Source organism: Allobosea sp. UC22_33 (genome assembly GCF_042700715.1).
GTDB lineage: Bacteria > Pseudomonadota > Alphaproteobacteria > Rhizobiales > Beijerinckiaceae > Allobosea.
This window is the reverse complement of record NZ_CP170556.1, coordinates 3,153,974-3,178,252: the sequence shown is the minus strand read 5'-3', so window position 1 is coordinate 3,178,252 and position 24,279 is coordinate 3,153,974. Positions and strand designations below refer to the sequence as shown.

Sequence of the window (24,279 nt, the reverse complement as noted above, 5' to 3'; positions counted from 1 at the left end):
GTCAGGGCTTCTTGCGGAAGGAATCGAGGCTGACCACCTCGGCGCTGCCGCGGCTATCGTCGCCCTCAGTGGCCGGTTCGGCCTTCGCCGATGCGGCGGCGGGCTCGGCGGCAGGCGCCTTGCCCTTGGCCGCCGGAAGTGCGGCCGGCACGATCTTGACCGGCGCGGGCGCGGCCTCGGCGGGCTCGGCCTCCTGCGGTGCGGTCTCCTCCGCCTGGTCCTGCGCCTCGAATTTCAGGCCGAACTGGACGGAAGGGTCGAAGAAGGTCGAAATCGCGTCGAAGGGCACCAGCAGCCGCTCCGGCACGCCGGAGAAGGACAGGCCGACCTCGAAGGAGTGCTCGCTGACGTTCAGGTCCCAGAACTGATGCTGCAGGACGATCGTCATCTCGTCGGGGTGCTTCTCGCGCAGCCGCTGCGACAGGCGCACGCCCGGCGCCTGGGTGCGGAAGGTCACATAGAAATGGTGCTCGCCCGGCAGTCCGTCGCGCGCGGCCTCCGTCAGGATCTTGCGGACGACGCCCTTCAGCGCGTCCTGCACCATGAGATCGTAACGAAGAACATCCTTGGACATCGAGTCGTGGTTTCCGCTTGTTGCGTTCCGGCGGGAACAGCCGGCAGGCCGTCAGGAAAAGAAGTGGAGGCTTCTGTTGCCAGGCGCCTCCGAGCCCCGCCTTACGCGGCTAAACGCAAGGGCTTTGGTTTGGGAACCAGCACCGCTTACGCGGCGACAGCAACCCGAGCATTGTTGTCGTTGGCAACTATGCTTTGGCCCGATAACGGCGGAACCATGCCGAGCAAAGGGATAACCTTTACACCCTCGTCGATCCTGTTTCGCCCCCGCCGCAGCCCTGCAACCGCTCAGTTGCAAGTTCCTGCTGCTCGCGCCGCAGGATTTGTCCCTGTGCTCGCGCCGCAGGGCTGTGGTGGAGGCGCCGGGTACTGCCCCCGGGTCCGAAAGGCTTATTTCGAGATCCGTTTATCGCCATAGCCGTTCTTGCGAGCGGCACCTGCGAATATAGGGAAGCCTGTGGCGTTGGGAAAGGGTTCTCATGCGTTTTCGACAAAGACTGCGACATCCGCGCCTCAATCGAGAATGCGTCCATTTCTGATGTCGATATCGAGGCTCATCTCGTCATCCTCGGCGGTGCGGCCGGCGACCTCCCAGCGATCGTCCAGGCGCACGATCTCCTCGACATGGACGAGGCCGGCGCTCCAGGCGATGTCGCGGGCCTGGCGCTCCGAGATCGTCATGTCGGCGAATGTCTCCTCGCCATGCGCCGACAGGGCGATCAGGGCGTTGAGAGCAAGCGCCGCCAGCAGGCTGCGCGGCAGGTTCAGGGTCCGCATATCGACTATCCCACGAATCAAGCGCGCGATGAGCGGCGTCGATTGGGGCGGGTTTGCGGACGGACGAGGCTCACGCATTGTCGCGTTTGCGTGAGGCGGAAAGGCTCCCGCCATGGATTGGCAGGGCCTGCCGCAAACGCTGGGGATGCCTGCCAGCGCGGCGGGGCCAAGCGGGCTTCGAACCGCTATAGTCGAGCGCCTTCCAGAGAGTCGCCATGCGCCAGTATCACGACCTGCTCCAACGCGTCCTGACCGAGGGCGTCCGCAAGGACGACCGCACGGGGGACGGGCACGCTCGCCGTCTTCGGCCATCAGATGCGCTTCGACCTGTCGGAGGGGTTTCCGCTGGTCACGACCAAGAAGCTGCACCTGAAGTCGATCATCCATGAGCTGATCTGGTTCCTGCGCGGCGACACCAATGTGCGCTATCTCCAGGAGAACGGCGTCACGATCTGGGACGAATGGGCCGATGCCAACGGCGATCTCGGCCCGGTCTATGGCCGGCAATGGCGGTCCTGGGCAGCGCCGGACGGGCAGGTGATCGACCAGATCGCCTGGCTGGTCAACGAGATCCGCCGCAACCCGGATTCGCGCCGGCTGATCGTCTCGGCCTGGAATCCGGCCGATATCCCGAAGATGGCGCTGGCGCCCTGCCATTGCCTGTTCCAGTTCTTCGTCGCGAACGGGAAACTGTCCTGCCAGCTCTACCAGCGCTCGGCCGACGTCTTCCTCGGCGTGCCCTTCAACGTCGCGAGCTATGCGCTGCTGACCCATATGGTGGCGCAGGTGACGGGGCTTGACGTCGGCGAGTTCGTGCATTCCTTCGGCGACACGCATCTCTACGTGAATCACCTCGACCAAACCCGGCTGCAGCTGTCGCGCGAGCCACGCGCGCTGCCGAAGCTCTCGCTCAACCCGGCGGTGACGCGGCTGGAGGATTTCCAGTTCGCCGACGTCATGATCACCGATTACGACCCGCATCCCGGCATCAAGGCTCCGATCGCAGTATGACCCTCACCATCCGCTCCGCCCGTCCCGGCGAGGCCGGGCTCGTGCTCGGCTTCATCCGCGAGCTCGCCGAATACGAAAAGCTGCTGCACGAGGTCGTCGCGACCGAGGCGGATATCGCGGAAGCTCTGTTCGGCGGGAATCCAAGGGCGTTCTGCGACATCGCCGAGTGGGACGGCGAGCCGGTCGGCTTCGCGGTCTGGTTCTACACCTATTCGACCTTCTCGGGCCGGCACGGCATCTGGCTGGAGGACCTGTTCGTGCGGCCGGACCAGCGCGGGCGCGGCATCGGCAAGGCGCTGATCGCCGGGCTGGCGCGGCGCTGTGTCGCGGAGAAGCTGCCGCGCCTTGCCTGGTGGGTGCTGAACTGGAACGAGCCCTCGCGCGTTTTCTATCGGGCTCTCGGCGCCACGGCGCAGGACGAATGGACCGTGAAGCGGCTGGAGGGCGAGGCGCTCGCGCGACTGGGCGCGGAGGTCTGAGCGATGGAAAAGCGTCCGGTCGTTCTGGTCGCAGCCGTCGCCGAGAATGGCGTGATCGGCGATGACAACCGGCTGATCTGGCGGCTCAAGGCCGACATGAAGCACTTTCGCAGCCTGACGCTGGGACGCCCGGTGCTGATGGGACGCAAGACCTTCCTGTCGATCGGTAAGCCCCTGCCGGGGCGCGAAATCGTCGTGCTGACCCGCGATGCCGGCTTCACGGCCGAGGGCGTAAGGGTCGCCCATTCGCTCGACGAGGGGCTGGAGATCGGGCAGCGGCTCGCTGCGGCCAGCGGGACGGATTCCGTCGTGGTCGCCGGCGGCGCCGATATCTATCGCCAGGCCCTGCCGCTGGCGGACCGGCTGGAACTGACCATCGTGCATGCCAGGCCGTCCGGCGATGCGCTCTTCCCCGATTGGGAGCGCGATGCCTTCGAGGCCGGTGCCAACGATCACCATCCCGCCGACGCCGAGAACGAGTACCCCTATACCTTCGTCACGCATCGCCGGCGCGGCTGATCGCCGCTTTCCGTTCACGATGAATGGCTTGCGCCGTTGACGAATCCATGGCCCATGACCAAGTCAGCCCAGCGCCTTCGCCCGAAGGCGCTGACAAGCGGCCGTCATTTGCTTATGGCTTGGCCTCGACAGAACGAAAGGGAACGGCTCGAGAATGCCTTGGAGCAATCAGAGCGGCGGTGGCAGCGGCGGGGGAGGTCCCTGGGGTCAGCGCGGAGGTAATGGCGGCGGCGGTCCTTGGGGCGGCGGTTCCGGCGGCGGCGGGGGCAATGGCAACCCGCCCGATCTCGAGGAAATGCTGCGGCGCGGCCAGGACCGGCTGAAGAACCTCGTTCCCGGCGGCAATATTGGCGGACGCGGGCTCCTCCTCGGAGGCCTGCTCCTGATCCTGATCTGGCTCGGCTCCGGCATCTATTTCGTGCGGCCCAACGAGGTCGGCCTCAACGTCGTCTTCGGCCGCTTCGCCGGCAAGACGGGCGAAGGCCCGAACTGGAACTGGCCCTATCCGATCGGCAACGTGATCAAGCCGCAGGTGACGAACGTCATCACCACCGAGGTCGGCTTCCGGACGGTCGAATCGGTCAGGGCCTCGCGCCAGACCGACGTCATCGAAGAGAGCCTGATGCTCACCGGCGACGAGAACATCGTCGATATCGACTTCATCGTGCAGTGGCAGATCGACCCGGCCGCGCCCGAGAACTACGTCTTCAACATTCAGGATCCGCCGGGCACCGTGAAGGCCGTGGCCGAGAGCGCGATGCGCGAGATCATCGGCCGCCGCAACATCCAGCCGGTGCTGACGACCGATCGCGGCGCGATCGAGACCGAGGTGCGCCAGCTCATGCAGGACACGCTCAACGGCTACAATGCCGGCGTGCGCATCAGCCTCGTCCAGCTCCAGAAGGTCGACCCGCCGCAGCAGGTCATCGACGCCTTCCGCGACGTCCAGGCGGCTCGCGCCGACCAGGAACGCCTGCGCAACGAGGCGCAGACCTATGCCAACCGCGTCGTGCCCGAGGCGCGCGGCCGCGCCGCGCAGCTGACGCAGGCGGCTGAAGCCTTCAAGGAGCAGACCGTCGCCGAGGCGCGCGGTCAGGCGAGCCGCTTCAACGCGGTCTACGAGCAATACAAGAACGCTCCGGCCGTGACGCGCGAGCGTCTCTTCCTGGAGACGATGGAACGCGTGATGGGCGGGACGGACAAGATCATCCTCGACTCGACGGGCGCCGGGCAGGGCGTCGTGCCTTACCTGCCGCTCGACCAGCTCCAGCAACGGCGCCCGGCTCCGGGCCAGCAGCAGGGAGGGGCTCTGCGATGAACTCCCCCGTGTTGCGCGGCGTCCTCTTCTTCGCCGTCGTCATCGTCGCCGTCGTGCTCTACGCCTCGACCTTCGTGGTCTCGCAGACGCAGTCGGCGCTCGTCCTGCGCCTCGGCGCGATCCGCAGCGTCGTCACCGCGCCGGGCCTGTACTTCAAGCTCCCGGCCCCGTTCGAGCAGGTCACCCTGCTCGACAACCGCATCCTCGATCTCGACCTGCCGGCCCAGGAAATCATCGCCTCGGACCAGAAGCGTCTCGTCGTCGATGCCTTCACGCGCTACCGGATTTCCGATCCGCTGCGCTTCTACCAGGCGGTCAACAACATCCCGCGCGCCAACTCGCAGCTTGCCTCGATCGTGAACGGCAATGTCCGCTCGGTGCTGGCGGAAGCCACGTTCACGGCGATGGTGCGCACGGACCGTACGCGCCTGATGAACCGCATCCGCGACGACGTGAACCGGGAGGCCGCCCGCTTCGGCATGTCGGTCGTCGACGTCCGCTTGCGGCGCGTCGACCTGCCGGCGGCGAACTCCGCGGCGGTGTTCCAGCGCATGCAGACGGAACGCCAGCGCGAGGCGGCGGAAGCGCGCGCTCTCGGCGGCCAGCAGGCGCAGGAAGTGCGCGCACGGGCCGATAGGGACTCGACCGTGATCGTGGCGGAGGCGCAGCAGCACTCCGACGAGATTCGCGGCGCGGGCGAGGCTGAACGCAACAAGGTCTTCGCCGAGGTCTTCGGCAAGGATCCGGAGTTCTTCTCCTTCTACCGCTCGATGCAGGCCTATGAAGCCAGCATCAAGCCGGGGGACACGCGGATGGTGCTGACGCCGGATTCGCCGTTCTTCCGGTATTTCAACGGCCCGAACGCGCAGCGTCAGGACGGTCAGGCGGGCGCTCCGGCGACGCCTGCCCAGCCTGCGCCTGCCCGGCCCTGATCATGGCGAGCGACGCGGATGCTTGATTTCGTCGCGGCGCTCGGCCTGGTCTTCGCTATCGAGGGCATTCTCTTCGCCGCGATCCCGCATCTGGCGAAGGATGCCCTCCGTAGCGCGGCGGAAACCCCGCCGGACCGGATGCGGCTCATCGGCATCGGCTCGGCGGTGCTGGGCGTGATCCTGGTCTGGGTCGCGCGCGGCGTCTGGTAGATGCGGGGGCAGGCACATGATCGTGTTCGATGACATGATCGTGCGTCGCCCTTCCGCCGCATTTCGGAGTTCAATCATCGGGCGCGCTCGCCTGCCTCGCGGCATCGGGCGCGCCTGCCTGCATCGATCGGCACGCATCCTTCAGAACATGAGGACCCCTATGGCATCGAACACCCTTTCCGCAGCCAGGCCCGTCCGCATCGCTCTCGCTGCCGGCGCCGCCGGGCTCGCGCTGCTGGCCTCGCCGGTGCTGGCGCCGGGGCATGCGCAGGCCAATACGCCGCTCCTCCAGGGGCAGACCTCGCTTGCCGACCTCGTCGACAAGGTCATGCCCGCGGTGGTCAACATCGCGGCCGTCACCACCAACGACACGAAGGGCCGCAACCTGCCGCAATTGCCGCAGCTCGGCCCGGACACGCCCTTCGGCGACCTGTTCGAGGAATTCTTCAACCGCCGCAACCAGCAGGGCGAGCGTCAGGCACCGCAGCAGCGCCGCTCGCAATCGGCCGGCTCCGGCTTCGTGGTCGACGCCTCCGGCATCGTGGTCACCAACAACCACGTCATCGGTGACGCCAACGAGATCACGGTGATCTTCAACGACGGCCTGCGCCTCAAGGCCGAGGTCATCGGCAAGGACAGCAAGGTCGACCTCGCGGTGCTGCGCGTGAAGCACGACAAGCCGCTGCCGGCGGTCAAGTTCGGCGATTCCGACAAGATGCGGATCGGCGATCCCGTGATGGCGATCGGCAATCCGTTCGGCCTCGGCGGCTCGGTGTCATCGGGCATCGTCTCGGCCCGCAACCGCGACATCAGCCAGGGCCCGTACGACACCTATATTCAGACCGACGCGGCCATCAACAAGGGCAACTCCGGTGGCCCGCTGTTCAACATGGCCGGCGAGGTCATCGGCATCAACACGGCGATCCTGTCGCCGACGGGCGGCTCGGTCGGCATCGGCTTCGCCGTGCCCTCGACGCTGGCGACCAATGTCGTCGACCAGCTCAAGGAGTTCGGCGAGACCCGGCGTGGCTGGCTCGGCGTGCGCATCCAAACCGTCGACGACGCCACTGCGGAGGCGCTGGGCCTCGGCACGGCGCGCGGCGCGCTGGTCGCCGGCATCGACGAGAAGGGCCCGGCCAAGCCCGCCGGCCTCGAAACCGGCGACGTGATCGTCAAGTTCGACGGCAAGGACGTGAAGGATTCGCGCGACCTGCCGCGCATCGTCGCGGCGACGCCGGTCGGCAAGGACGTGCCGATCCTGGTGATCCGCAAGGGCAAGGAAGAGACCAAGACGGTCAAGCTCGGCCGCCTCGAGGACGGCGAGAAGGTCCAGACGGCTGCGGCGAACAAGCCGACGGCCGAACCGGCGAAGCCCGCCGTCACCAGCGCGCTCGGCCTCGAGTTCTCGCCGCAGACGGACGAGCTCCGGAAGCGCTACACGATCAAGGATGGCCTCAAGGGCGTGGTCATCACCAAGGTCGATGCCAACTCGAACGCGGCCGACAAGCGCATCCTCGTCGGTGAACTGATCGTCGAGGTCGGCCAAGAGCCGGTCAACGCGCCGCAGGACGTGACGAAGCGGCTCGATGCGCTGAAGAAGGAGGGCAAGAAGTCCGCCCTCCTGCTCGTCTCGAACGGCCAGGGCGAAGTTCGCTTCGTCGCTGTGTCGATGAACTGAGCCTGGCGTCATCCAGGGAAAGCGAAGGGCGGCCCGGTGGGCCGCCCTTTTCATGTCCCGTCCGCAACCGGTGGCGAGGTGCGTGCGCTGGCGCGGGCCGGCTAAACACGGTTAGAGCTTGGCAGCATCCGGAGACCAAGATGAAGATCAGCGAAATCCCCTTCGTCACCACCGACTGGTCGACGATCCCCGTGGAGCGCCATGCCGGCGACAGCGGCGAGGCGACCTGGCGCGTCCAGCATTTCGGCCCGGAGGACAACCGCATCCGGGTGCGGATGGTCGAGTATTCGCCGGGCTATGTCGCCGACCACTGGTGCTCGAAGGGGCACATCATCCTGTGCCTCGAAGGCGAGATGGAGACCACGCTCGCCGACGGGCGCGTGCTGCCGCTGAAGGCCGGCATGAGCTATCAGGTCGCGGATAATGCCGAGGCCCATCGCTCCGCGACCAAGACCGGCGCGAAGCTCTTCATCGTGGACTGATCAGCCCCGGACGATCTCGTTGCCGGTATAGCCCTGGGCATAGAGCAGGGCGGTGAGATCGGCATGGTCGAGCCGGGCATCGGCCGCGGCTGCGACAGCCGGCTTGGCGCGGAAGGCTGCGCCCAGTCCCGCTTCGCCGAGCATGGCGAGATCGTTCGCGCCGTCGCCGACGGCCATGGTCTGCTCCGGCGTCAGCTTGAAGCGGGCGCGCAAATCGACGAGCGCGTCGAGCTTGGCCTGCTTGCCAAGGATGGGATCTGCGACGGTGCCGTTCAGGATGCCGTCATCAGCGAGCAGCGTGTTCGAGCGATGCTCGTCGAAGCCGATAGTCGCTCCGATCGGCCCGGTGAAGACGGTGAAGCCGCCAGAGACGAGAGCCGTGTAACCACCATTAGCCCGCATGGTCTGGACGAGTTCGCGCCCGCCCGGCGTCAGCGTGATGCGGTCGCGGATGATCTCGCCGACCACGGATAGCGGCACGCCTTTCAGCAGGGCGACGCGCTCGCGCAAAGCCGGCTCGAACTCGATCTCGCCGCGCATGGCGCGCTCGGTGATTTCTGCGACATGCCCCTTCAAGCCCACGACGTCGGCGAGCTCGTCGATGCATTCCTGGCCGATCATCGTCGAATCCATGTCGGCGAGGAACAGCGCCTTGCGGCGGGTCGCCGCCGGCTGGACGATGACGTCGATTGGCGCGCCGTCCAGAGCGGCCCGAATATCGGCTTCGAGCTTGCGCGTATCGGCGGCTTCCGCGAAGAGGTCGGCAGCGACCGCGCCATCGAGCACGGCCGTGCCGGTGATGCCGGGCACGGCGCTGGCGATGCGGGCGAGCAGGGCGTCGTCGAGGAGCGCCTGGCCGTGGGCGGATACGAGTGTGGCGACGAGCATGCGAGGAACCGGGTGAAGGCGGCAGGGCAATACGGCGCGGTGCTCATCGCAGGTCCGACCGCGAGCGGCAAGTCCGCGCTGGCGATCGAGATCGCGCGCCGCACCGGCGGCACTGTCGTCAATGCCGATTCCATGCAGGTCTATGCCGATCTGCGCGTTCTCTCGGCCCGGCCGAGCGAGGCGGAGGAGGCAATGGTGCCGCATCGCCTCTACGGCCATGTCGACGGCGCGGTGAACTATTCGGCGATGCGCTACGCCGCCGATGTGGCGACGTTGCTTGAAGAGCTGCGCGCGGCGGGCTCGCTGCCGATCCTGGTCGGCGGTACCGGGCTCTATTTCAAGGCGGTCACCGAAGGTTTCTCGGCGATGCCGCCGGTTCCGGAAGACGTGCGAGCCGCGTTTCGGGCTCATGCCGAAGGGCGCGAGACGGGCGCGCTCCATGCCGAGCTTGCGGCCTGCGACCCTGCCATGGCCGAGCGACTGCGGCCGAGCGACCGGATGCGGATCATGCGAGCGTTGGAGGTCTTCCGGGCCACGGGGCGTTCGCTCGCGAGCTTCCAGGGCGAGCGCAAGCCGGGGCCGCTCGGCGATCTGCCGACGCTGCGCCTCTTCGTGCATCCCGAGCGCGAGGCGGTGAAGGCGCGGATCGATCGGCGTTTCGAGGTGATGATGGGTGAGGGGGCGCTCGACGAGGTCGCGCGCCTGAAGCAGCGCGGGCTCGATCCGCTGCTGCCGATCATGCGGGCCCATGGCGTGCCCGGCCTGATCGCCCATCTCGACGGCGCGATCACGCTGGAGGAGGCGATCCGGCGTGGCCAGGCCGATACGCGCGCCTATGCCAAGCGGCAAGTGACGTGGTTCCGGCACCAGATGTCGGGCTGGGAGGCTGTTGCGCCCGAGGCTGCGCTGGAACTGGCTGCTCGACGCCTGGAGCTCTGAGCGTCAGGCCGCTTCGGCGACCTGGGCGGGCTCGGCGATGCCGAGGCGGTTGCGGCCCTCGTTCTTGGCGCGATAGAGCGCCTGGTCGGCGCGGGCCGTCAGGGACGCCAGCGCCTCGCCGGGATGAAGCGCGGCGATGCCGAGGCTTGCAGTCACCTTCAGTGCCAGGGTTTCCGAGACCGGCAGCGAACGGGCGAGCAAGGCGTCCTGAATCTGGCGGGCCCTCGCTATGGCGGAGTGCAGATCGCAGCCTTGCAACAGAATGCCGAATTCCTCGCCGCCGAAGCGCCCGACGAGATTCTGCTCGTTGCGGAGCTGGCAGAGCAGCAGGTCGGCGAAGGCGCGGATCACCGCATCGCCGGCCGGATGGCCATAGGTGTCGTTGACCTGCTTGAAATGATCGAGGTCGACGATGATGAGGGCGATATCGCTGCCTTCCGCCTCGCTGGCGGCGATCGCGGCATTGGCCTTCTCGGTGAAGGAGCGGCGATTCAGCAGCGCGGTCAGCGGGTCGGTTTCGGCGAGGCGTCGCAGCTCTTCTTCACGCTCCTCGCGCAGGCCGATTTCCTCGGAGAGGGCGCGGCGGGTGGCGCGTTCGCGGCCGATCTCCAGCGCCAGCGTGGCGGCGCGCATCTGCAGGGTCTGGTTGGCGACCGTCAGGTCGGTGATGTCGGTCAGCGTCAGGAGGAGGCCGTCGCCGAGCGGGGCGACCGCGACCTTGAGCCAGGTCGTCGTCCCGTCACGCGTGTAAGAGGTTTCCAGGCTGTCGGCGCGCTGCAGGTCGATGGCATAGAGGCAACGGCGCCAGATCGAGGGGTCGGAGAGGAAGGGCAGGCTCTCGCGGCCATCGGTGTCGAGGAGATCGGTTTCGGGGCGCCCGCTCAACTCGGCCGCGCGCCGGTTGGCGGTGACGACGACGGCCTGCTCGATCTGGCCGGCCGCGTCGCGGATGGCGCGCAGCGCGACGATGCCGCTGGGCGAGCTTTCGAGCACGGCATTGAGCAGATCCTCGCGGAACTGCAGCGGCCGGCTGAAGGCGACAATGAAGCGGCGCCCGTCCCGCGTCACGGTTGGCAGAACCAGCCGCTCCCACAGCGCGACGCGCACCGTCTCGGTCGAGCGATGGACGGTATAAAGCGGCCGATCCTCGGCCAGGGCCTGGTCGAAGCTGTCGATCGAGAAACGGGCGACGCGCTCGCGCATGTCGGACAGGCGCTGGCCGAGGCGGCTGGCGCCGGAATAGCGGATGATCTCACGTCCGAAATGCAGCCAGCGATAGTCGCCGTCGTCCGTCGGCTCCAGGATCATCAGGTCCTGGCCGAAATCGGGCAGCAGCGCGGCGGCGAGGTCTTCATAGCCCACGGGTTCGCCGTCGCGACGATGGAGCGCGAAACGGCGCAAAATCGGTGCGATCTCCGGCGCGTGTCCGCGGGCCGCGATATTCTCCGTGTGGACTTCGTAGTACATATCCGTCCCGGTTCGAGCGCGCGGAGGCTAAGCTTGGACGGATTGAGAAAGTGTTCCCTTGGGGCATGGCATTTTCCGCACCGGGCGAATGGCCGGTCCTTAGCCATGTTAACGCTTGACCGGCTGCACAGCCTCCGTTAGCGTTCGGCAACTTTCGTCAAGGATCATGTGCGCAATGCGCAAGCTTATTCTCGTAGAGGTGCGCTGGTAGGGGCCGGTTTTCGAACCGGGCGTCCCCGACGCCAGCGCACGCCCAGGCCCCTCCGAGGGCCTTTTTTATTGCCCGCGTTCCAGACAGATCAGAAGACCAGCCGCAGGAGAGCGTAATGAGCGAGATGATGACCGGCGCCGAGATGGTCGTCCGCGCGCTTCAGGATCAGGGTGTCGAGCACCTGTTCGGGTATCCGGGCGGCGCCGTACTCCCGATCTACGACGCCATCTTCCAGCAGGACAAGGTCAAGCACGTCCTCGTCCGCCACGAGCAGGGCGCCGTGCATGCGGCCGAGGGCTATGCCCGCTCCGGCCCCGGCAAGGTCGGCTGCGTGCTCGTCACCTCCGGCCCCGGCGCGACCAATGCCGTCACCGGCCTGACCGACGCGCTGCTCGACTCGATCCCGCTCGTCGTCATCACCGGCCAGGTCCCGACGCATCTGATCGGCTCGGATGCCTTCCAGGAATGCGACACGGTCGGCATCACCCGCTCCTGCACCAAGCACAACTATCTGGTGAAGAGCATCCACGACCTGCCGCGCATCCTGCACGAGGCGTTCTACGTCGCCGCCAACGGCCGTCCGGGCCCGGTCGTGATCGACATCCCCAAGGACATCCAGTTCGCCTCAGGCTCCTATACCCGGCCGCGCGACAACCAGCACAAGACCTACCGTCCGGTGGTCAAGGGCGACCTGAACAAGATCAAGGCCGCGGTCGAGCTGATCGCCGGCGCCAAGCGGCCGATCTTCTATACCGGCGGCGGCGTGATCAATTCCGGTCCGCATGCCTCGGCGCTGCTGCGCGAACTGGCGCGCCTCACCGGCTTCCCGGTCACCTCGACCCTGATGGGACTCGGCGCCTTCCCGGCGGCCGACAAGCAGTGGCTGGGCATGCTCGGCATGCACGGCACCTATGAGGCCAACCTCGCGATGCATGACTGCGACGTCATGATCAATATCGGCGCGCGCTTCGACGACCGCATCACCGGGCGCATCGACGGCTTCTCGCCGCGCTCGAAGAAGATCCATATCGACATCGACCCGTCCTCGATCAACAAGACGGTCAAGGTCGATATCGGCATCGTCGGCGACTGCGCCCATGTGCTCGAAGACATGGTCCGGATCTGGCGCGAGACCGGCGCCCAGACCGACAAGACCGCGCTCGCCGCCTGGTGGACGCAGATCGAGGGCTGGCGCGGGCGCAAGAGCCTCTCCTACAAGCGCTCGGACACGATCATCAAGCCGCAATACGCCCTGGAGCGCCTGTACGAGCTGACCAAGGATCGCGACACCTACATCACGACCGAGGTCGGCCAGCACCAGATGTGGGCGGCGCAGTACCTGCACTTCCAGGAGCCGAACCGCTGGATGACCTCGGGCGGCCTCGGCACGATGGGCTACGGCCTGCCGGCTGCGATCGGCGTGCAGATGAAGCACCCCAAGGCGCTCGTCATCGACGTCGCCGGCGAGGCCTCGATCCTGATGAACATGCAGGAGATGTCTACGGCGGTGCAGTACCGCTTGCCGGTGAAGATCTTCATCCTCAACAACGAGTACATGGGCATGGTGCGCCAGTGGCAGGAATTGCTGCATGGCGGGCGCTATTCCGAGAGCTATTCGCAGTCGCTGCCCGACTTCGTGAAGCTCGCGGAAGCCTATGGTGGCCACGGCATCCGCTGCTCCGACCCGGCCAAGCTCGACGCCGCGATCATGGAGATGATCGAGACGCCCGGACCGGTGATCTTCGACTGCCTCGTCGCCAAGGAAGAGAACTGCTTCCCGATGATCCCGTCGGGCAAGGCCCATAACGAGATGATCCTGCCCGATTTCGAGGGCGATACCGGGCAGATCATCGACGCCAAGGGCAAGCAGCTCGTCTGAGCCCATCCAGCCTCCCTCAGCCCTCATCCTGAGGAGCCGCGCAGCGGCGTCTCGAAGGATGTTTCAGCGGGTGGGGAGGTATCTGGATCATCCTTCGAGACGCGGGCTTTGCCCGCTCCTCAGGATGAGGGCTGAGGGTCCGATTGAAGGAAAACACCATGGCCACCATCGGTCTGATCGGCGGGATGAGCTGGGAGTCGACCGCGGTCTACTACCGGCTGCTCAACGAGGGCGTGCGCGCCCGTGCGGGCGGCCTGCATTCGGCCGACGTGCTGCTGCATTCGGTCGATTTCGCACCGATCGCGGAAATGCAGGCCAAGGGTGACTGGGCCGCGGCCGGCGCGGCGCTGGCCGCGAGCGCGCGCCGCCTCGAACAGGCCGGGGCCTCCTGCCTTGTGCTCTGCACCAACACGATGCACAAGGTCGCGGACCAGATCATCGCCGCGACCAAGCTGCCCTTTCTCCACCTTGCCGATGTCACGGCGCGGGCGGTGCTGGCTTCGCCCTCGCGGCGGCCGCTTCTGCTGGCGACGCGCTTCACGATGGAACAGGGCTTCTATCGCGACCGGCTGAAGGCCTTCGGCGTCGAGGCGCTGGTGCCGCAACCCGATGAGCGCGACGACGTCCATCGCATCATCTACGAGGAATTGTGCCGGGGACGGATCGAGCCCGCCTCGCGCGAGCGCTATCGTGCCATCGTCACACGCGCCGCAAAGGAGGAGGGCGCCGATGGCGTCATCCTTGGCTGCACCGAGATCGGCCTTCTGCTGTCGCAGGACGATGTCTCCGTGCCGGTTTTCGATACCACCGCGCTGCATGTCGCAGCGGCGCTCGATTTCGTCGATGAATGGAAGGCGGCCGCGGCATGAAGCTGTTGATCGGCAACAAATGCTATTCGTCCTGGTCGCTCCGGCCGTGGCTCCTGATGCGCGTGGCCGGCATCGCCTTCACCGAGCAGCTCGTGCCGCTCGACGAGCCCGGTTTCAAGGAGGCGGTCTTTGCCGCTGCGCCCGGCAGCGGCGGCACCCTGCCGATGGTCGTCGATGGCGATATCGCCGTCTGGGAGACGCTGGCGATCTGCGAATATCTCCATGACACCTATCCCCAGGCCGGCATCTGGCCGCGGGACAAGGCGGCGCGCGCCCAGGCGCGTGCCATCTCCAGCGAGATGCATGCGGGCTTCATGGCGCTGCGCAGTGCCTGCCCGATGAATCTGGGCAAGCGCTTCGCCGGTCGCGATCGCGGTCCGGGCGTCGCCCGCGATGTCGAGCGGGTCACCGGGTTGTGGCGGCAGGCGCGCGAGCGCTTCGGCGCCGGCGGGCCGTTCCTCTATGGCGAATTCTCCGCGGCCGATGCGATGTATGCGCCGGTCGTCACGCGGCTGGATACCTACGGCATCGCGGTCGATGCGGTCTCGCAGGACTACATGCAGGCCGTGCTCGCGCTGCCCGCCTATCGCGAGTGGCTTGCCGCCGCGCTGGTGGAGCCCTGGATCGTAGCGCATGACGAGGTCGATGAACCCGCCCTCGTCGATCTCCGCAGCCACTGACTTATTCCATTCCCCTCGATTTCTCCGCTCCAACCGCCTCACAGGTCCGCCATGTCGAAGCCCGCCAGCCATTATCCGAATGCCCCGAAGGCCCAGCCGACCGCGCGCCATACCCTGGCGGTGATCGTCGACAACGAACCGGGCGTTCTTGCCCGCATCGCCGGGCTGTTCTCGGGCCGCGGCTACAATATCGAGAGCCTCACCGTTTCCGAGACCGAGCATGAGAAGCATATCTCGCGCATCACGGTGGTGACCTCGGGCACCGCCAATGTCATCGACCAGATCAAGGCTCATCTCGACCGGCTGGTGCCGGTGCATCGCGTCGTCGACCTGACCGAGCAGGGCGAGGCGATCGAGCGCGAGCTCGCGCTGGTCAAGGTCGTCGGCAAGGGCGACCACCGTGTCGAGGCGATGCGCCTTGCCTCGGCCTTCGGCGCGCGCGTGCTCGATGCCTCGCTGACCTCCTTCGTCTTCGAACTGACCGGCGCGACCGAGGAGATCGAGCGCTTCATCAAGACGATGACGGCGGTGGGGCTGACGGAAGTCTCGCGCACCGGCATCGCCGCGATGAGCCGCGGCCCGGACTCGATGTAATCACCGGCCTCTGCCGGTGACACGCCGCTACGAGATCGCGATCGCCGGCTGCGGGCCGGCGGGGCTTGCGGCTGCCTTGCTGCTGGAGCGCGCCGGGCATCGTGTTACGCTGGTCGAGCGCTTCGCGACGCCCCAGCCGCTTGGCTCGGGCCTGATCCTGCAGCCGACCGGGCTCGCCGTCTTGCGCGAGCTCGGCCTTGCCGATGCACTGATCGCACGCGGCAGCAGGCTCGATCGGCTCTACGGGCTGGGGTCGGCTGATGGCTCTGTCGTGCTCGATGTGCGCTATGCGGCGCTCGGCCCTGACGCCTTCGGCCTCGGTATCCATCGCGGCAGCCTGTTCGAGGCTTTGTTCGATGCGGTAGCGGCACGCGGCATCGCGGTCGAGACCGGCTGCGAGGTCACTGATGTCGAGACCGGCAGCGGCGGGCAGGTTTCGCTCGTTTTGGAGAATGGCCGGAAGCTCGGGCCGTTCGATCTTGCCATTGATGCCTTGGGCGCGCGCTCGCCGCTGATCGGCCGGGCGTCGAAGCCGGTCAGGAAGCGTCCGCTGGCCTATGGCGCGGTCTGGGCCAATGCGCCGCTGGCGGATGGTTTCGATCCCCACGCGCTTGAGCAGCGCTATCACCGCGCAAGCGTGATGGTCGGGGTGCTGCCGATCGGCCGGCGGCCTGACGACGAGGTGCCGCTGGCCTCTTTCTTCTGGAGCCTGAAGCCGGCCGATCATGCGCAATGGCAAGCGCGCGGCCTCGATGCGTGGAAAGCGGATGTGCTCCGGCACTGGCCGCAGACGGCGCCGATGCTGGAAACGATCACGTCGGCCGAGCAATTGCTGCTGGCCTCCTATCGCCACCATACCTTGCCGGTCCCCGCCGGTCGCGGCCTCGCCTTCATCGGCGATTCCGCCCATTCGACCAGCCCGCAACTGGGGCAGGGCGCCAATATGGGTTTGCTGGATGCGTTCGCATTGGCAATGGCCGTGAACGAGGCTGCGGATATCGCAGGGGCGCTCGAACGTTATGCGGTGCTGCGGCGCTTCCATGTCCGGCTCTATCAGGTCGCGAGCCGCCTGTTCACGCCGTTCTACCAGTCCGACAGCTACCTGCTGCCCTTGCTCCGCGACCGGCTCGTGCCGCCCTTGGCGCGGCTGCCGGGGATCGACAGGCAGCTGGCCCTGCTCGTCGCGGGGCTGTATGGCGATCCCTTGCGGGCCTTGAAGCTGGGGCCGGCTTTCCCGGCAAACCCCACTCTTGCGAGCGTAAGGGCATGACGACACCGAGCCTCGAACAGATCGCGCTGCTGCTCGGCATCGTCGGTTTGGCCTGTTTCGCCTGGCCGATCGTGATGCGCCTCTCCGGCAAGGCACAGGCCGAGGAGCTGGGGAGCGGCAAGAGCCTGCGCTCGCCACTGTGGTGGGCCGGCTTTCTTCTGACCATCGCGGCGATCTTCCTGCAGCGCATTGCCAGCCAGCAGGCCGGCTGAGGCTCAGCCGCTGAAGCCGCCTTCGTCGAGGAAGGTGCGCTCCTGCGCCGTGGTCTCGCGCCCCAGCACGGGGTTGCGATGCGGGAAGCGGCCGAAATCGCGGATGATGTCGCGGTGGATCTCGGCATATTTCACCCCCTCGGGATCGTCGGCGGCCGCGCAGAGTTCGATGCAGCGTTCCTGATCGGCGAGCCCTTCGGAATGCATGAAGGGCATGTAGAAGAAACGCTTCTCCGGCGGCTGGTAGGCCTCATCGAATCCTTTCGCGATCGCATGCTCGGCGACTTCGACCGCTTGCGCATCTGTGGCGAAGGCGCGCGGGCTGCCGCGGAACATGTTGCGCGGGAACTGGTCGAGCAGGATCAGCAGGGCATAGACGCCTTCAGGGGTTTCCTCCCATTCCGCCAGTTTGCCCGCTGCCGCCGCCTCATGGGCCGTGAGGAAGCGGCTCGTGATCTCGGCGTCGAAGGCCTCGTCCTTGGCGAACCATTTCTCGGGGCCGGCCTCGCGCCAGAAGCTGACGACGTCATGGGCGTTGGGCAAGGTCATGAAAGGCTCCGCTTCTCGAATTCCGATGGCCCAGAGATAATTCTTCTTCGGCCAACCGCCAGTCGCGAATAACGCTTGCGGGCCGTCCGCCGCTGCGATAGATGCCTGAACCGTAACGTACGGTACTGGATTTCTCCCGCCCATGATGCAGGCTGCCGCAGAGACGCAAGGCGAGGCGCTGACAGCGCGCCAGCAGGCCGTGCTCGATGCCGTGCTGGGCCTGATGGTCGAGAAGGGCAGCGGGCTGACCATGACCGCGGTGGCGCGGCGCGCGAGCTGCTCCAAGGAGACGCTCTACAAGTGGTTCGGCGACCGCGACGGCTTGCTGACCGCGACGGTGCAGTGGCAGGCCTCGAAGGTGAGGGCGGGCAATTTCGACCGGCAGAATCTCGATGCCGGCGCACTGCGCGAGAGCCTCAAGGGCTTCGCCGCGAACTGGCTTGAAGTGATCACCTCGCCGACCTCGATCGCGCTCAACCGCATCGGCATCAGCCAGGCGGCCTCGCGCGACGGCAATCTCGGTTCGATCGTGCTGGCCAATGGCCGTTTCGCCATCGGCGAGCGCCTGAAGCCCGTGCTCGATGCCGGGCGCGAGGCGGGGCTGCTCGCCTTCGACGATACCGAGACGGCTTTCCGCACCTTCTTCGGCCTCGCCGGCCGCGACGTCCAGATCCGGCTCCTGCTCGGCGATACGCTGACCTTGAGCCGGGCCGAGATCGCCGCCGATTCCGAGCGGGCGACCGAGCAGTTTCTCACCCTCTACGGCGCGGGGCGACACGCCTCGGGCCGGGACAAGATCAACGCGTAACCCAAGGAGACTCCCATGCGCGTCTATTACGATCGTGATGCCGACATCAACCTGATCAAGGGCAAGAAGGTCTGCATCGTGGGCTACGGCTCGCAGGGCCATGCGCATGCGCTCAACCTGCGCGATTCCGGCGTCAAGGACGTCATCATCGCGCTCAAGGCCGGCTCGGCCACGCGCAAGAAGGCCGAAGAGGCCGGCTTCAAGGTGATGACTCCGTCGGAGGCCGCCAAGGTCTCGGACATCATGATGATGCTGACCCCGGACGAGCTGCAGGGCGACATCTATCGCGACGAGCTGCACGCCAACATGAAGGAGGGCGCCGCTCTCCTGTTCGCGCACGGCCTCAACGTCCATTTCAACCTGATCGAGCCGCGCAAGGACCTCGACGTGCTGATGGTCGCCCCGAAGGGCCCCGGCCACACCGTCCGTTCCGAGTATCAGCGCGGCGGCGGCGTGCCGACCCTGATCGCGATCCACCAGGACGCGACCGGCAACGCCCATGACCTCGGCCTGTCCTACGCCTCGGCCAATGGCGGCGGCCGCGCCGGCATCATCGAGACCACGTTCAAGGAAGAGTGCGAGACCGATCTCTTCGGCGAGCAGGTCGTGCTCTGCGGCGGCCTGGTCGAGCTGATCAAGGCCGGCTACGAGACGCTGACCGAGGCCGGCTACGCCCCCGAGATGGCCTATTTCGAGTGCCTCCACGAAGTGAAGCTGATCGTGGACCTGATCTACGAAGGCGGCATCGCCAATATGAACTACTCGATCTCGAACACCGCCGAATACGGCGAGTACGTCACCGGCCCGCGGATCATCACCGCCGAGACCAAGGCCGAGATGAAGCGCGTCCTCACCGACATCCAGTCGGGCAAGTTCACCCGTGACTGGATGCTTGAGAACAAGGTCAACCAGACCTCGTTCAAGGCGACCCGCGCCCGCTACGCCGCTCACCCGATCGAGGAAGTCGGCGCCAAGCTCCGCGACATGATGCCGTGGATCAAAGCCAAGGCTCTGGTCGACAAGACCAAGAACTGATCTGGCGGCAGCCCGCGTCGGCTATGGCAGGTGCGGGCTTCCCAGATTGATTCAGGGTCTTCCGGGCTTGATTCCGGAATTTCCTGCAATCTATTGACCTAATTGGGTTTTCTTGTTTTCGGGCGGTGGTCGAGAGGCTGCCGCCCGTTTCCTTTGGGGCGCTGGCTGGAACCCTCCCGGCGCCCGGACGTTTTCCTTGCGGTGCATGGCCGGAAAGGCCAGCGACAGACCAAGGGAGACGGTCATGACGGTCGATACGCGACCCAGAGTCCCGGTTCAGGATCCCGAGCTTCTGCGTGGCGGCGATCCGATTACGCCGATGCGGGCCGACGATCACAGCGATGCCGACCCGGCGGTGGAAACGCCGGTGGAGGCGCGGCAGGGCTTTCTCGGCCGGCCGGTGCTGATGGTGCTGATCGGCGGGCTCGTGCTTGTGACGATCGCGTGGTTCGCCGTGGAGAAGCTGGTCTACTGAGTTTTGCGAAACCGTTCGTGTTTGCCCGATGAAGGGGAGGCAGTGATGGAACTCTTGCGCATTCTTGAAACGCCCGTGGCTATCCGCGTCGTGATGGCGCTGTCGCTCGCGATGATGCTGGCGGTGATCCTCGGCCTCGCCTGATCCACCGCCTCGAGAGACCCGAATTGAATGAAGCCTCCGGCGCCAGGCGCCGGAGGCTTTTGCATTGGAAGGCCGATCAGAAGGTGATCTTGTCCTTGATCTCGGCCTCGACATTCGCGGGCAGGGTGCCGCGTTTCACGAGGTCGGCGAAATCCTTGAACTTCGCCTTGCCGCGCTCCTCGATGATCTTCTTGGAGCGGGCCTCGCCGATGCCCTTGAGCGTATCGAGCTCGGCGGCGGTCGCGGTATTGATGTTGATCTTCTTGGCCTGGGCGGCGGCGGGCGTTGCGACGGCCGGGGTCGCGGGCTTCGCGGCGGGCACAGCCTGCGCTGTCGGGGCGGCGGGTGCCGTGACGGGAGCTGCTGGCTTGGCCGGAGCGGGAGCCTGCGTCGCGGTCTGGGCGAAGGCCTGGCCGCCCATGGCGGCAAGCGCGACGAGGGGGATCAGGAAGCGGGACATCGTCATGACGTGAGACCTCGTGGGTCGGCCCGGAAACGTCGCATCCGTCGGGAGCCGGGTCCCTCCGCCGGACGACGCTGGCGGCGCGGGGCCGTTCAGCGTGTCGCGCCGGGCTTCACCGTGGGGGTGTGCCGCGATGCGACGACGTGAAGAAGCGCCTTTCGGTTTGAACGATCCCCGAATGCCGCGTTCACCGGGCAGTCAGGTTTGCGGGGGGCTCAACGGGCGAGGAATTCGCTGAAGCGGCCCACGGCGTAGAGCAGACCGAAGCCCCAGGCGAAGGAGGCCAGCCAGTTGGCGAGCTGGAAGGCCCAGAACGGCATCGCGACAATGCCGGCAACGATGGCGATGACGGCCCGCAGCGGCCCGAAGAAATGGCCGATCAGGATGCTGGCGATGCCCCATTTCTCGAAGAAGGCATGGCCGCGGTCGAGCAATTGCGGATTGTTCCGGAATGGCCAGTATTCGTGGATTCGGGGGCCGAGATGGACGCCGGCGACATAGGATACCCAGAAGCCGCTACCTGCGCCGAGCGAGGCCGCCAGAGCGAGCGGCACGAGATTGAGGCCGGAAGCGCCCGCAACAGCGCCGAAAGTGGTGAAGAAGACGGTCGCAGGAACCAGCCAGGAGAGAATCGCGACGCATTCCGCGAAGGCGACCGCGAAGACGATCGGGATCGCCCATTGCTGATGGGTCTGCATGAAGTCGACGAGCGCCTTCATGGCTTGTTCGAGTTCGGCCATGGCGTTCGGCTCGGCTCCAGCGGGGTCGGGTCGGTCTCGCCATATGGCCGTGTCGCTGGAACGATGCAAGCGACGGGCCGCCGCAGGGCCGGGCGTTGCCTTCCCCGAATGATCGCCTATTAAATTCGGCAACGTGAAAAAAGCTGACGGCGGGGCCAAGCCTGCGCCCGACGGGGAAACGGATTTCATGGAGTTGCAGGATCGCCCGCATGCGCATGCGGGCTCAGGAGCGGTTTCGTCGGGCGATCCGGCGGTGGCGCTCGGCGGCGTCGACATCACCTTCCATCTCGCCGATGGCGGCCGCTACCAGGCGGTCAAGGGCATCGACCTCAAGGTTCATCCCGGCGAGTTCGTCTCGATCGTCGGGCCGACGGGCTGCGGCAAGTCCACGCTGCTGAATGCGGCCGCCGGCCTGCTTGCGCCTTCGGCCGGCTCGGTCGGCATCTTCGGCAAGCCGCTCTCGGGGCTGAACCGCCGCGCCGGCTATCTCTTCCAGCAGGACGCCCTGATGCCGTGGAAGACGGCGCTGGAGAACGTCAAGGTCGCGCTGGAGCCGATGGGCGTGCCCGAGCGCGAGGCCGACCAGCGGGCGCGCGAATGGCTCGGCCGCGTCGGCTTGCGCACCTTCGTCGACCGCTATCCGCACATGCTCTCCGGCGGGCAGCGCAAGCGCGTCAGCCTGGCGCAGATGCTGATCCGCAACCCCGAAATCCTGCTGATGGACGAGCCCTTCGGGCCGCTCGACGCGCAGACTCGGCAGATCATGGGCAATTTGCTGCTCGATCTCTGGTCGCGCGACCGCAAGGCGCTGATGTTCGTGACCCACGATCTGGAAGAGGCGATCGCGCTCTCCGACCGGGTCGTGGTGATGTCGGCGGGGCCTGCGGCGGGGATCGTCGCCGATTACAAGGTCGACCTGCCGCGTCCGCGCGACATCGCCGATATCCGTCTGGAGAAGGCCTTCCACGAGATCCATCGCGATATCTGGGCCTCGCTGCGCGTCGAGGTGCAGAAGGCCTATGCGATGGGCGAGGGGCGCGAGCTCGTCGGGGGAGACGCGTCATGAAGCGGATGAAGCTCATCTCGCTGCAGATCCTGGTGATGCTGGTCTTCCTCGCTATCTGGCATGTGGTGACGACCACGAGCCTGTTCGGCGACGTGAAGACGATGCAGTTCTTCTTCTCGACGCCCTCAGCCGTGCTGACGCGCACCTTCAAGCAGCTGACCAGCGGGGACATCTATTACCATCTCGGCATCACGCTGACCGAGACGGTGCTCGCCTTCGTCATCGGCTCGCTCGCCGGTATCCTGTTCGGCTTCGCCTTCGCGCGGCGCGAGCTGCTCTCGGCGGTGTTCGACCCCTATATCAAGGCGGCGAACGCCCTGCCGCGTGTCGTGCTGGCGCCGATCTTCGCGCTCTGGTTCGGGCTCGGCATCTGGTCGAAGGTCGCGCTCGGCTTCACGCTCGTCTTCTTCATCGTGTTCTTCAACGTCTACCAGGGCGTGCGCGAGGTCTCGCCGACGATCCTGGCCAATGCCCGCATGCTAGGCATGAACGAGCGACAGCTCTTCAGACATGTCTATTGGCCCTCGGCCCTGACCTGGATGTTCTCCTCGCTGCATACGTCCGTCGGCTTCGCGCTGGTCGGCGCGGTGGTCGGCGAATATCTCGGCTCGTCCGCGGGGCTGGGCTACAAGATCCACGAGGCCGAGAGCGTCTTCGACGTCACCGGCGTCTTCGCGGGCATGCTGATCCTGGCGATCTTCGTGATCGCCATCGACTCGCTGGTGACCGTGGTCGAGAAGCGATTGCTGGTCTGGCGCCCGGGGCAGAGCTCGACCACGACGACATGAGAGAAAGCGCGCTCATCCCGGACGCGCAGCGGCATTGCATGCCGCAACGCGCACGGGATGAAGCGGCGGAGTTGCCCGGCTCCACCGATCTCGCCTATCGTCTCTGCCGAATGCGCCCCGCAGAAGCGCTTTTCCATTCAACCGGAGGTTTCGCCATGAAGTTCACCCGTCGCGGCGCGCTGGCTGCGCTCGCCCTTTCGACCGCGCTTGGCGCGGCGCCGCATGCTGCGCTCGCCCAGAATGCCGAGAAGCCGAAGCTCACGCTCGGCGTCGGCGGCAAGCAGCTCCTGTATTATCTCCCGCTGACGGTCGCGGAGAAGAAGGGCTTCTTCAAGGACCAGGGCCTCGATGTCGAGATCAACGATTTCGGCGGCGGCGCCAAGTCTCTGCAGGCGCTGGTCGGGGGCTCGGTCGATGTCGTGACCGGTGCCTATGAGCACACGATCCGCATGCAGGCCAAGGGCCAGGATATCCGCGCGGTGATCGAGCTCGGTCGCTTCCCGGCCATCACCATCGCCGTGCGCAAGGACCTCGCCGACAAGGTCAAGTCCGCCGCCGATTTCAAGGGCCTCAAGATCGGCGTGACCGCGCCGGGCTCCTCGACGGCGCTGACTGCGCAATACGCCATGGTCAAGGCCGGCCTGAAGGCGACGGATGCCGCGATCATCGGCGTCGGCGCTGGCGCCAGCGCGGTCGCGGCGATCAAGCAGAAGCAGGTCGACGTGATCTCGCATCTCGACCCCGTCACCTCGAAGCTTGAGGCCGATGGCGACATCGTCTCGCTGATCGATACCCGCACCGAGGCCGGCACCAAGGCGCTGTTCGGCGGCTCGAACCCGGCCGCCGTGCTCTATCTCAAGAACGATTTCGCCGAGAAGAACCCGGTCACGACCCAGAAGCTGGTCAATGCGCTGATGAAGTCGCTGAAATGGCTGGAGACGGCGAAGCCCGAGGATGTCGCGGCGCTGGTCCCGGAAGAGTATCTGCTCGGCGACCGGCCGCTCTATCTTCAGGCGGTCAAGAACTCGCAGGAGAGCTATTCGCGTACCGGCATCTCGACCCCTGATGCGATGAAGAGCATGTACGACTCGCTCAAGCTGCTCGATCCCGAGCTGACCAATTCCAATGTCGACCTGACGAAGACCTTCATCGACAGCTTCGCCAAGAAGGCCGCCTCCGGCTCCTGAACTTATGCACGAGCGCGCGGCCTGTCTTTTGGCAAC

The 24,279-nt window shown here is 66.5% G+C and carries 27 protein-coding genes, 1 other RNA gene and 1 pseudogene; 21 read left to right on the top strand and 8 right to left on the bottom strand.

All coding sequences use genetic code 11. The features are described 5' to 3' along the window. Position 1: 1 nt before the first annotated feature. From ACFJGT_RS15380 to ACFJGT_RS15370, 3 genes are all read right to left on the bottom strand, one after another. The gene (locus tag ACFJGT_RS15380; RefSeq protein ID WP_377838841.1) at positions 2-574 is read right to left on the bottom strand and encodes an SspB family protein; all 573 of its coding nucleotides are present in this window, start codon (positions 572-574) and stop codon (positions 2-4) included. A 62-nt stretch (positions 575-636) separates the two neighbouring features. After that, positions 637-1,048: a transfer-messenger RNA gene (ssrA, locus tag ACFJGT_RS15375) on the bottom strand. A 38-nt stretch (positions 1,049-1,086) separates the two neighbouring features. Then, positions 1,087-1,350 (bottom strand): hypothetical protein, encoded by a 264-nt coding sequence (locus tag ACFJGT_RS15370; protein WP_377838840.1) that lies wholly within the window; start codon positions 1,348-1,350, stop codon positions 1,087-1,089. Positions 1,351-1,565: 215 nt separating this feature from the next. Here ACFJGT_RS15370 and ACFJGT_RS15365 point away from each other — a divergent pair. From ACFJGT_RS15365 to ACFJGT_RS15330, 8 genes and pseudogenes are all read left to right on the top strand, one after another. Further along, positions 1,566-2,361, top strand: a pseudogene (locus ACFJGT_RS15365) (thymidylate synthase). Next, a complete protein-coding gene (locus tag ACFJGT_RS15360; RefSeq protein ID WP_377838839.1) occupies positions 2,358-2,840 on the top strand; it encodes a GNAT family N-acetyltransferase in 483 nt (160 codons plus the stop codon). Before ACFJGT_RS15365 ends, ACFJGT_RS15360 begins: the two are co-directional and overlap by 4 nt. Before the next feature lie 3 nt (positions 2,841-2,843). Next, entirely contained in the window at positions 2,844-3,359 is a 516-nt protein-coding gene (locus ACFJGT_RS15355) for a dihydrofolate reductase (RefSeq protein WP_377838838.1), read from the top strand. Between the two features lie 154 nt (positions 3,360-3,513). After that, positions 3,514-4,677 carry an FtsH protease activity modulator HflK gene (gene hflK, locus ACFJGT_RS15350; RefSeq protein WP_377838837.1) on the top strand — a complete coding sequence of 388 codons (1,164 nt, stop codon included), beginning with the start codon at positions 3,514-3,516 and terminating at the stop codon, positions 4,675-4,677. Further along, positions 4,674-5,609: a protease modulator HflC gene (hflC, locus tag ACFJGT_RS15345; protein ID WP_377838836.1), complete on the top strand. Its 936-nt coding sequence runs from the start codon at positions 4,674-4,676 to the stop codon at positions 5,607-5,609. Before hflK ends, hflC begins: the two co-directional genes overlap by 4 nt. A gap of 18 nt (positions 5,610-5,627) precedes the next feature. Continuing rightward, positions 5,628-5,819, top strand: a complete 192-nt coding sequence (locus ACFJGT_RS15340) for a DUF2065 domain-containing protein (RefSeq protein ID WP_291653024.1) — start codon at positions 5,628-5,630, stop codon at positions 5,817-5,819. Positions 5,820-5,979: 160 nt separating this feature from the next. After that, a complete protein-coding gene (locus ACFJGT_RS15335) occupies positions 5,980-7,497 on the top strand; it encodes a DegQ family serine endoprotease (protein WP_377838835.1) in 1,518 nt (505 codons plus the stop codon). 140 nt (positions 7,498-7,637) lie between these two features. Beyond that, on the top strand, positions 7,638-7,979 hold the full coding sequence (locus ACFJGT_RS15330; RefSeq protein WP_377838834.1) for a DHCW motif cupin fold protein: 342 nt from the start codon (positions 7,638-7,640) through the stop codon (positions 7,977-7,979). Here ACFJGT_RS15330 and serB read toward each other — a convergent pair whose 3' ends face one another. Next, complete coding sequence (serB, locus tag ACFJGT_RS15325; protein ID WP_377838833.1) at positions 7,980-8,867, bottom strand: phosphoserine phosphatase SerB; 888 nt, start codon at positions 8,865-8,867, stop codon at positions 7,980-7,982. Positions 8,868-8,879: 12 nt separating this feature from the next. Here serB and miaA point away from each other — a divergent pair, with 12 nt between their 5' ends. Continuing rightward, positions 8,880-9,806: a tRNA (adenosine(37)-N6)-dimethylallyltransferase MiaA gene (miaA, locus tag ACFJGT_RS15320; RefSeq protein WP_377838832.1), complete on the top strand. Its 927-nt coding sequence runs from the start codon at positions 8,880-8,882 to the stop codon at positions 9,804-9,806. Positions 9,807-9,809: 3 nt separating this feature from the next. Here miaA and ACFJGT_RS15315 read toward each other — a convergent pair whose 3' ends face one another. Continuing rightward, positions 9,810-11,273, bottom strand: a complete 1,464-nt coding sequence (locus ACFJGT_RS15315; protein ID WP_377838831.1) for a diguanylate cyclase — start codon at positions 11,271-11,273, stop codon at positions 9,810-9,812. A 326-nt stretch (positions 11,274-11,599) separates the two neighbouring features. Here ACFJGT_RS15315 and ACFJGT_RS15310 point away from each other — a divergent pair, with 326 nt between their 5' ends. The 6 genes from ACFJGT_RS15310 (at position 11,600) to ACFJGT_RS15285 (ending at position 16,988) form a co-directional block, all read left to right on the top strand. Then, positions 11,600-13,363, top strand: a complete 1,764-nt coding sequence (locus ACFJGT_RS15310) for an acetolactate synthase 3 large subunit (RefSeq protein WP_377838830.1) — start codon at positions 11,600-11,602, stop codon at positions 13,361-13,363. A 158-nt stretch (positions 13,364-13,521) separates the two neighbouring features. Continuing rightward, positions 13,522-14,232 carry an aspartate/glutamate racemase family protein gene (locus ACFJGT_RS15305; RefSeq protein ID WP_377838829.1) on the top strand — a complete coding sequence of 237 codons (711 nt, stop codon included), beginning with the start codon at positions 13,522-13,524 and terminating at the stop codon, positions 14,230-14,232. Next, a complete protein-coding gene (locus ACFJGT_RS15300; RefSeq protein ID WP_377838828.1) occupies positions 14,229-14,912 on the top strand; it encodes a glutathione S-transferase family protein in 684 nt (227 codons plus the stop codon). Before ACFJGT_RS15305 ends, ACFJGT_RS15300 begins: the two co-directional genes overlap by 4 nt. Positions 14,913-14,963: 51 nt before the next feature. Next, the gene (gene ilvN, locus ACFJGT_RS15295) at positions 14,964-15,506 is read left to right on the top strand and encodes an acetolactate synthase small subunit (protein ID WP_377838827.1); all 543 of its coding nucleotides are present in this window, start codon (positions 14,964-14,966) and stop codon (positions 15,504-15,506) included. A gap of 16 nt (positions 15,507-15,522) precedes the next feature. After that, positions 15,523-16,776 carry an FAD-dependent oxidoreductase gene (locus ACFJGT_RS15290; protein WP_377838826.1) on the top strand — a complete coding sequence of 418 codons (1,254 nt, stop codon included), beginning with the start codon at positions 15,523-15,525 and terminating at the stop codon, positions 16,774-16,776. Next, positions 16,773-16,988 (top strand): hypothetical protein, encoded by a 216-nt coding sequence (locus ACFJGT_RS15285; RefSeq protein ID WP_377838825.1) that lies wholly within the window; start codon positions 16,773-16,775, stop codon positions 16,986-16,988. Before ACFJGT_RS15290 ends, ACFJGT_RS15285 begins: the two co-directional genes overlap by 4 nt. A 3-nt stretch (positions 16,989-16,991) precedes the next feature. Here ACFJGT_RS15285 and ACFJGT_RS15280 read toward each other — a convergent pair whose 3' ends face one another. Next, on the bottom strand, positions 16,992-17,537 hold the full coding sequence (locus ACFJGT_RS15280) for a DUF924 family protein (RefSeq protein WP_377838824.1): 546 nt from the start codon (positions 17,535-17,537) through the stop codon (positions 16,992-16,994). A gap of 145 nt (positions 17,538-17,682) precedes the next feature. Between ACFJGT_RS15280 and ACFJGT_RS15275 the strand changes: the two genes are divergently transcribed. The 3 genes from ACFJGT_RS15275 to ACFJGT_RS15265 all read left to right on the top strand — a co-directional run bounded on the left by ACFJGT_RS15275 (position 17,683) and on the right by ACFJGT_RS15265 (position 19,855). Next, positions 17,683-18,345 carry a TetR/AcrR family transcriptional regulator C-terminal domain-containing protein gene (locus ACFJGT_RS15275; RefSeq protein ID WP_377848992.1) on the top strand — a complete coding sequence of 221 codons (663 nt, stop codon included), beginning with the start codon at positions 17,683-17,685 and terminating at the stop codon, positions 18,343-18,345. 15 nt (positions 18,346-18,360) lie between these two features. Further along, positions 18,361-19,380, top strand: coding sequence for a ketol-acid reductoisomerase (ilvC, locus tag ACFJGT_RS15270; protein ID WP_100963369.1), 1,020 nt, complete (start codon positions 18,361-18,363; stop codon positions 19,378-19,380). A gap of 244 nt (positions 19,381-19,624) precedes the next feature. Further along, positions 19,625-19,855, top strand: a complete 231-nt coding sequence (locus ACFJGT_RS15265; RefSeq protein ID WP_377838823.1) for a hypothetical protein — start codon at positions 19,625-19,627, stop codon at positions 19,853-19,855. Positions 19,856-20,075: 220 nt separating this feature from the next. On the opposite strand, the gene ACFJGT_RS15260 is transcribed toward ACFJGT_RS15265, so the two are convergent. Both ACFJGT_RS15260 and ACFJGT_RS15255 read right to left on the bottom strand, forming a co-directional pair. Further along, positions 20,076-20,465, bottom strand: a complete 390-nt coding sequence (locus tag ACFJGT_RS15260) for a ComEA family DNA-binding protein (RefSeq protein WP_377838822.1) — start codon at positions 20,463-20,465, stop codon at positions 20,076-20,078. 212 nt (positions 20,466-20,677) lie between these two features. Next, a complete protein-coding gene (locus ACFJGT_RS15255; protein WP_377838821.1) occupies positions 20,678-21,202 on the bottom strand; it encodes a DedA family protein in 525 nt (174 codons plus the stop codon). A gap of 187 nt (positions 21,203-21,389) precedes the next feature. On the opposite strand from ACFJGT_RS15255, the gene ACFJGT_RS15250 reads away from it, so the two are divergent. From ACFJGT_RS15250 to ACFJGT_RS15240, 3 genes are all read left to right on the top strand, one after another. Continuing rightward, positions 21,390-22,268 carry an ABC transporter ATP-binding protein gene (locus ACFJGT_RS15250; RefSeq protein WP_377838820.1) on the top strand — a complete coding sequence of 293 codons (879 nt, stop codon included), beginning with the start codon at positions 21,390-21,392 and terminating at the stop codon, positions 22,266-22,268. Then, positions 22,265-23,056 carry an ABC transporter permease gene (locus tag ACFJGT_RS15245; RefSeq protein ID WP_377838819.1) on the top strand — a complete coding sequence of 264 codons (792 nt, stop codon included), beginning with the start codon at positions 22,265-22,267 and terminating at the stop codon, positions 23,054-23,056. Before ACFJGT_RS15250 ends, ACFJGT_RS15245 begins: the two co-directional genes overlap by 4 nt. 155 nt (positions 23,057-23,211) lie before the next feature. Then, a complete protein-coding gene (locus ACFJGT_RS15240) occupies positions 23,212-24,243 on the top strand; it encodes an ABC transporter substrate-binding protein (protein WP_377838818.1) in 1,032 nt (343 codons plus the stop codon). Positions 24,244-24,279: the final 36 nt, after the last annotated feature.